We start from the raw sequence: 2377 nt of genomic DNA, 5'->3' as shown, positions 1-2377 counted from the left end.
TTCCTGAACATGGGCAACGGCCCCATGGGTATTGCCAATACGCCTGCTACCTCCAGCGTAGGCGGGAACCATACCTCCTTTGGGTCCGGTCTGATTCTGGCTGCCACCTGGAATGAGGATCTGGTGGAAGAGGCCGGTGTGGTGATGGGTGAGGAGTGCCTGGCCAAGGACGTGGCGCTGTTTGAGGCGCCTGCGTTCAACATCAACCGGGATCTCGCCGGTGGTCGTACCTTTGAGTACTATTCCGAGGACCCCTATCTCACCGCACGCACCGCCGTACCCTATGTCAAGGGAGTTCAGTCCCAGAATGTGGCCGCCAATATCAAGCATTTTATGGCCAATAACCAGGAGCGCAACCGTAACAACTACAGCTCCAATGTGACCGAGCGGGCCATGCATGAGATCTACCTGCCCGCTTTTGAGGCGGCGGTGGAAGAGGCGGATGCATGGAGCCTGATGACCGCCGCTAACCGCACCAATGGTACTTATACCAGTGATAACCGGTATCTGCTGACCAATCTGCTGCGTTATGACTGGGGCTTTACCGGCGTAGCACTCACCGACTGGTGCCGGACGCGTACCACCACCATTGCAGCCAAGGCTGGTCTGGACCTGTCCATGCCTGGCTCCACGACCAGCGAGTATCACTACAGCAAGATCCTCGCCGAGGTGGAAGCAGGCAATCTGCCCGAGTCGGTGGTCAGTCAGGCGTCGGAGAACATCATTCGTCTGCTGTACCGTACCGGCGTAATGGGAGATGTGGAGCAGGGTGAGGGTTCCATCAACACCCCGGAGCACTCTGATGTGGAGCGCCGGGTGGGCGAAGAGGGCATCGTCCTGCTGAAAAATGAGGCAGTGGACGGAAAGACTGTGCTGCCCATCGATAAGGAGAGCGTAGACAGCATCGCGGTGCTGGGCATGCACTCCACCCGCTACTATGTGCCCGGCTACGGTGGCAGCGGTGCCACCAACCCGCCCTATGAAATCAGCTATCTCCAGGGCATCCAGACTGCACTGGATGGAACGGACGTGACGTTGAACGTTCCGGAGTCCGAGTATGACTATAACCCCAACAATTCCGGAAAATACTCCCCCGAGCAGCTGCAGGCCAGCATTGATGCAGCGGTGGAGGCAGCCAAGCAGTCGGATGTGGCCGTGATTGTGGCCGGTCTCACCAACGGTTGGCCTTATGCCGGCAGCCCCAATCAGGACACTGAGAACTTCGACCGGGACAACCTGGACTTCCCGGCCGATCAGCTGCAGCTCATCCAGGCAGTGGCTGCGGCCAACCCCAACACGGTGGTTATTGTCACTGGTTCCGTGGTGGAGCTGGATGACTTTGTGGACGATGTCCCCGCGCTGTTCCAGGCTTTCTATCCCGGTCAGGAACAGGGCAATGCCATGGCAAACCTGCTCTTTGGCGACGTAAATCCCTCTGGTCGTCTTCCTCACAGCATCCCGGTGAATTATGAGGACACCTGTGCCTATCAGACCAAAGACGCAGCCAACCAGAACATTACCTACAGCGAAGACGTGTATGTGGGCTATCGCTGGCACAACCTGGACGACAAGGCCGATGCTCTGTATCCCTTTGGCTATGGCCTGTCTTACACCACTTTTGAGTACAGCAATGCCAAGGTGAGCTCTCCCACCATGGACCCCGAGGGGACCGTGACCGTGTCGGTGGATGTAACGAACACCGGTACGGTGGCAGGCAAGGAAGTGGTGCAGCTCTACATCAACGACGAGGCGTCCACCATCGACCGCCCCGTGCGTGAGCTGAAGGGCTTTGAGAAGATCGAGCTGCAGCCCGATGAAACGAAGACCGTTTCCTTTACCTTGGATAAGTCTGATCTGAGCTACTGGGACGACGAGGTCCACTCCTGGATGGCGGAGGCGGGCACGTTCAATGCCCAGTTCTGCCGCTCCTCCTCCGAAGTGATCACCCAGGTCGCTTTTGAGCTGACGGAGAATACCCAGCCTGACGAGCGCTATCAGGTGGTACAGGCGGAGGAATCCATGAGCGAGAACTCCGGTACCTCTGTGGGCACTGAGGGCGAAAACTGGACCGGCAGTGGCTATGTGACCTTTGAGGGGCAGGGCAGCACCGGCACCTTTACCGTAAACGCCGATCAGGCAGGAAAATACTCTCTGATCTTTAAGTATTCCCAACCCAATGCGGGCAACGCCCAGTCTACCGTCGAGGTCAATGGCGAGAAGATCGGCATCATCTATGGCCAGCCCACCTGCTATGTCCAGAACGGCGCCCAGGTGAAGGATATCTGGAACTATGACAGCATCGACGTACAGCTGCAGGCGGGGGAAAATACCGTTAAGCTTACTTCTGATGTGATGGGGTTTGATCTGGACAGCATCA

1 protein-coding gene is annotated in these 2377 nt (G+C 57.6%); it reads left to right on the top strand.

The window, feature by feature from the left end:
- Positions 1 to 2377, top strand: a 2377-nt coding sequence (locus WMO45_RS13585; RefSeq protein ID WP_349141428.1) for a glycoside hydrolase family 3 C-terminal domain-containing protein, incomplete at both ends; no start/stop codon positions are given.

It is taken from the genome of Flavonifractor hominis (assembly GCF_040095835.1).
In the GTDB taxonomy this organism is placed as follows: Bacteria; Bacillota; Clostridia; order Oscillospirales; family Oscillospiraceae; genus Flavonifractor; species Flavonifractor hominis.
This window is presented reverse-complemented; position numbering and strand designations above follow the sequence as displayed.